Here is a 4,949-nt window from a genome sequence, read left to right on the forward strand (position 1 = left end):
CAGCCGATCCGTGAGCGCGACGTGCCCGCATTCTCCGACGACCAGCTGTAGTGAACGCTATCGGCTACCCGATGTGCAGCGGGTCGACCTGCACCCGCACCGGATGGTGGGACTGCCGCGCGCTGAGCACCCCCACCCCGCGGCGCAGCGCCGCCGCCAGCGCCAGCCCGTGCTCGCGGCCGACCCGGGCCAGCATCCGGATCACCGTAAGCTCCGCCGGGATGCCGGCCGGCCGGCGTGATCCGGCCGGCAGCGGCACCGGGCCGAGCAGGTCGGCGCCGGCCGGCAGCCGAACCTCGTCCAGCAGCGCGGCCACCGAGTCCGGGTCGCCGTCGACCGCGGCGATGTGCACGCTGGGCGGTAGCCCGACCTCGCCGCGGGCGGTGAGGTCGGCGTCGGCGTGGCCCACCGGATCCCAGCGGATCAACGATTGCACCGTCGGCAGCGACGACTCGGCGACCACCGTCACCACCCCGCCGTCGGCCCGGCCGCGGACCAGCGCGGCGGCCGCCATCCAGCGGCGCAGGGTGTCCTCGGCGGCCCGCAGATCCTGCCGGCCCAGCAGCGCCCAGCTGTCCAGCAGCAGCGCTGCCGCGTAGCCCCCCGGGGCGTGCGGCTCGGCGCCGGGCGTGGCGATCACCAGCGCCGGTCCGGGGTGGATCTCCCGCACGATGGTCTCCCCCGCCGAGGTGACCACGGTGGTGCCCGGGAACGCCCGGCCGAGCTCCTCGGCGGTCCGCCGGGCGCCGACCACCACCGCCCGCACCGACTCCGAACCGCACCGGCCGCAGCGCGGCCCCGGGTCGGCCCGGCCGCACCAGCGGCACTGCACCGCGTGCCCACCGCCGCGGCCGGGCAGTGCCAGCGGCCCGGTGCAGTGCCGACACCGGGCGATCGTCCGGCAGCGCGCGCAGGCCAGCGACGGCAGGTAGCCACGCCGGGGCACCTGCACCAGCACCGGAGCCCCGGAGCTCAGCGCGCCGCGCGCGGCGTCCAGCGCCAGCAGTGGCAGCCGCGCCGTCCGGGCCGCCGGGTCCCGCTGCTCGGCGTACCCGTCGTCGTCGAGGGCGACCACCCGGGGGCTGGCCGCCCGCACCGTCGCCCGCGGGGCCACCAGGTCGTGCGCCCAGCCGCTGCGAACCAGGGCGTGCGCCTCGGCGGTGCGGGCGTAGCCGCCGATCAGCGCCGCACAGCCGCGCAGGTGTGCCCGCAGCATCGCCACCTCGCGGGCGTGCGGGTACGGCGCCCGGGGTTCGGCGAGGGTGTCGTCCCCGTCGTCCCAGACCAGCACCAGCCCCAGGTCGGCGATCGGGGCGAAGACCGCGCTGCGGGTGCCGACCACCAGCCGGGCGTTGCCGCGCAGCACCGCCAGCCAGCGCCGGTAGCGGGCCGCCGGCCCGAGCCCGGCCGACAGCGCCACCACGCCCGGTTCGTCGATCCGACGGAGAGCCGCCCGGCACAGCGCGTCCATGTCCTGCTGATCGGGGACCACCGCCAGCGCCGTCCGCCCGGTCTGGACGGTCTGCGCGGCCGCCTCGGCGAACCGGTCGGCCCACGCCTCACCCGGCAGCGCCTGCCAGACCGCCCGGGCGGCCCGGCCCTGCCCGAGCGCGGTAAGGAACCGCCCGCCCTGGCCGTACCGCTGCCAGGCCGCCGGATCGACCGGTGCGACGACCGGCAGCTCGGCGGCCGGGGCAGTCTCGGCCTCCACCCGGGCGTGTCGCGGCGGCACCGCCAGCCGCAGCACGTCGGCGCGGCTGCCGGCGTAGCGGGCGGCGACCGCCTCGACCAGCCGGCGCACCTCGGCGGTGAGCACCGGTTCGGCGGAGACCACCCGCTCCAGCCGGCCCAGCTTGCCGGGATGGTCGGTGTCGGAGCGCCGCTCCCAGACGAAGGCGTCGACCAGCCGGCCGTGGAAGCGCACCCGCACCCGGGTGCCGGGCACGGCGGTGGCGGCCTGTTCCGGGCGCACCAGGTAGTCGAATTCACGGTCCAGGTGCGGCACCGACAACATCGGCAGCACCCGGGCGATCGGGTGCCGCTCCGCGGTGCTGGTCACTCCGCAGGTGTAGCAGACGCCGCCGACGCCGCAGCCCCGGCGGGCGTCTCCGCGCGGCCGAAGAAGAATCCGGCGGTGATCAGCGGCTGAGCCGCCGCGTAGGCCCACCAGATCGGCACCGCGAGCCCCTCGTTGCCGACGGCGAACCGGTCGATGCCGATCATCGCGTCCGACACCGCGAAGCAGACCGCGCCGCTCGCCGTCAACCGGGTGGGCAGCCGGGCCAGCAGCGCCACGCAGACCATCGCGGCCAACACCACCATGGTCACCGTCAGGAAGACGCCGTAACCCGCCCCCAGCGCGGCGGTCCAGGCGCCGGCGACCAGCCGGGCTGCGTACGGTGTCTGCATGCCGTCCGCCGATCGCTCCGCCGTCGATCCCATACTGCTGAAAGTACTGGACGCCGTCCCGTACCGGCTCGCGCTGGACGACGGCGTCGAGACCGCCCGGCGGCGGCTGCGCGAGCTACCCCGACGCCCGGTGCACCCGGAGGTGTCGGCCGAGGACCGCACCATCGACGGCCCGGGCGGCGCGCTGGCGGTGCGGATCTACCACCCACCGGCGACCGGTGCCGGGCCGCTGCCGGTGGTGGTGTTCTTCCACGGCGGCGGGTTCGTCGCCGGCGACCTGGAGACCCACGACGGCACCGCCCGCCAGCACGCCGTCGGCGCCGACGCGGTGGTGGTCTCGGTCGACTACCGGCTGGCGCCCGAGCATCCGCACCCGGCGGCCGTGCAGGACGCGATGGCCGCGACCGAGTGGGCGGCGGCGCACGCCGCCGAGCTCGGCGCCGACCCCGGCCGGCTGGCGGTGGCCGGCGACTCGGCCGGCGGCAACTTGTCGGCCGTCGTCGCCCAGCTTGCCCGCGATACCGGCGGCCCGGCTCTCTGTTTCCAGCTGCTCTGGTACCCGGCCACCACCTACGACACCTCGCTGCCGTCGTTCACCGAGAACGCCGACGCGCCGATCGTGGACCGCCGGTCGATCGCGCAGTTCAGCCGCTGGTACGCCGGCGACGCCGACCTGGGCGACCCGCCGCCGTCCATGGCCCCGGCCCGCGCGGCGAGTCTGGCCGGCCTGCCGCCGGCCTACGTCGCGGTCGCCGGGCATGACCCGCTGCGCGACGACGGGCTGCGGTACGGCGAGCTGCTGGCCGCAGCGGGCGTGCCGGTGCAGGTGCACAACGCGACGTCGCTGGTGCACGGCTACCTCGGCTACGCCGGGGTGGTGCCGGCCGCCACCGAGGCGACCGAGCGGGGGCTGGTGGCGCTGCGCGCCGCCCTGCACCGCTGACCGAACCGGCCCTCGCCTACGGTGGGCCGATGGCCCCGGCCGCCGCCGAGGCCAGTGCACCCCTAACGGCCGGCCTCAGGCCACGCTGACATGTGCCGCGGAATCGCCGATGGCTGCGCCGGCGTCGTCGCCGATCATGGTGCGCAGCAAGGCTTTCTGCTCACGCATGCCGCGGTCGGCGGCGCGCTCGGCGCCACCGGGCACCAGCAGCGCCGACGCGCTGTTGAGCAGGTTGAACGGGATCCGCAGCAGCGGATACCACGGCAACACGAAGGCCGGCAGGCCCAGCGCGCGCATCGCCCGGCGCCCGAGGAAGGCGCTGGCCAGCGAGAGGTGCTGGGCGCGGGCGAGCTGGCGGCGCAGCCCGGGCAGCGTCGGGTAGTGCCATTCCAGCGGGTCGTCGGCCATCGGGACGGCCAACTGCTTGGAGGACTCGTCGGGGTCGAACAACGCCGACGAGGTGTGGTAGAGGATCCGGATGCAGTCGCGGAAGCTGCGCGGCAGCCATTCATCCTGCACGCCGATCAGCCAGCCGACGTAGCGGGTCAGGTGCGCGATCGCGTCCAGCTCGGCGGGCCGCAGCATGATTCCCATCGCCAGCCCGCCCACCGACGGGGCGACCAGCGCGCCGACCAGGGTGGCGGCCATGTCGGTCTGGTTGACCGGCAGACCCCAGTCGTCGCCACGCCAGTCCGGCAGCGCGGTCACGTGCCGGCGCACGAACGAATGGATCAGCCGCACCCGGATGGTGGACCGGTAACCGATGCCGCCCGGGAGCAGACCGCCGTCGACGATGACGTCCAGCGCCCACTGCATGGTCTCGGCGAACCGTTTGTTGGAGCCCTTCTCCAGCGCGCCGGTGCGCAGCAGGGTCTTGTTGAACCCGGACATCTGGTACCCGCCGAGCAGCGACACGTCGCGCGCGATGTGGATGCCGTCGGCGCCGCCCCGGCGCATCGCCCGCTGCGCCTTGCGCAGCTTCTCCGGTTCGACCCAGTCGGGGGTCGCCTCGATGACACCGAAGAACGTGCGCAACGGCACCGGCGCATCGGGCACCGTGGCGATGCCATCGGCGAGGATCCGGTCGAAGACCGGCCGGATCTCCGTCATGCCCGCCGTGGACATCCACTCGACCAGCTGGTCCATCGGCTCGTCGCCGACGGTCAGGCTGTCACCGATCTCCCGCCACTGCTCGGCGGTGGGCGCGCGCAGCCCCAACAGCTGCGCGAACCGCTGAACGCCAGCCGGAACCGGGCGTGGCCGGTCCGGATGCCGGGACGGGATGCGCTGGCCCCGCTGCTCCATCAACACTCCCGAATTCGGATAACGTCTGTGTTCAGAATGTAGCCTTCGGGTATGGTGCCGTCAATGAGACGCGCGGCGGCGGTACGCGCCTACGGCGGGGTCAGTGCGGCCGACCGTCGAGCCGACCGCCGCCGCAAGCTGCTGGCGGCCGGCCGGACGATCTGGGGCGAGTCGGGCGCCGCCGAGGTGACCGTGCGCGGCGTCTGCGCGGCCGCGGGACTGATCCCGCGGTACTTCTACGAGCAATTCGGCAACCGGGACGCGCTGCTGTTCGCGGTCTCCGACGACGTCC

4 protein-coding genes and 1 pseudogene are annotated in these 4,949 nt (G+C 75.2%); 2 read left to right on the forward strand and 3 right to left on the reverse strand.

Features of this window, described 5'->3' with window-relative positions; genetic code table 11:
- Positions 1–64: 64 nt before the first annotated feature.
- Entirely contained in the window at positions 65–2,014 is a 1,950-nt protein-coding gene (locus AC2VNT_RS15590; protein WP_486947720.1) for a primosomal protein N', read from the reverse strand.
- A gap of 41 nt (positions 2,015–2,055) precedes the next feature.
- Positions 2,056–2,394, reverse strand: a pseudogene (locus AC2VNT_RS15595) (lysoplasmalogenase family protein); the annotation flags it as partial.
- Between the two features lie 13 nt (positions 2,395–2,407).
- On the opposite strand from AC2VNT_RS15595, the gene AC2VNT_RS15600 reads away from it, so the two are divergent.
- Complete coding sequence (locus AC2VNT_RS15600; protein ID WP_486947717.1) at positions 2,408–3,352, forward strand: alpha/beta hydrolase; 945 nt, start codon at positions 2,408–2,410, stop codon at positions 3,350–3,352.
- A 75-nt stretch (positions 3,353–3,427) separates the two neighbouring features.
- Here AC2VNT_RS15600 and AC2VNT_RS15605 read toward each other — a convergent pair whose 3' ends face one another.
- Positions 3,428–4,657 carry an oxygenase MpaB family protein gene (locus tag AC2VNT_RS15605; RefSeq protein WP_486947718.1) on the reverse strand — a complete coding sequence of 410 codons (1,230 nt, stop codon included), beginning with the start codon at positions 4,655–4,657 and terminating at the stop codon, positions 3,428–3,430.
- Positions 4,658–4,720: 63 nt separating this feature from the next.
- On the opposite strand from AC2VNT_RS15605, the gene AC2VNT_RS15610 reads away from it, so the two are divergent.
- Positions 4,721–4,949: TetR family transcriptional regulator (locus tag AC2VNT_RS15610; RefSeq protein ID WP_486947719.1), on the forward strand; the 229-nt coding region annotated here is incomplete at its 3' end.

It is taken from the genome of Mycobacterium sp. TH-M15, from assembly GCF_057473705.1.

Excerpts from the sequence above, each read along its gene's own strand:
- AC2VNT_RS15590 (WP_486947720.1), bottom strand. The coding sequence starts at position 2,014 with ATGTTGTCGGTGCCGCACCTGGACCGTGAATTCGACTACCTGGTGCGC.
- AC2VNT_RS15600 (WP_486947717.1), top strand. The coding sequence starts at position 2,408 with ATGCCGTCCGCCGATCGCTCCGCCGTCGATCCCATACTGCTGAAAGTA.
- AC2VNT_RS15605 (WP_486947718.1), bottom strand. The coding sequence starts at position 4,657 with ATGGAGCAGCGGGGCCAGCGCATCCCGTCCCGGCATCCGGACCGGCCA.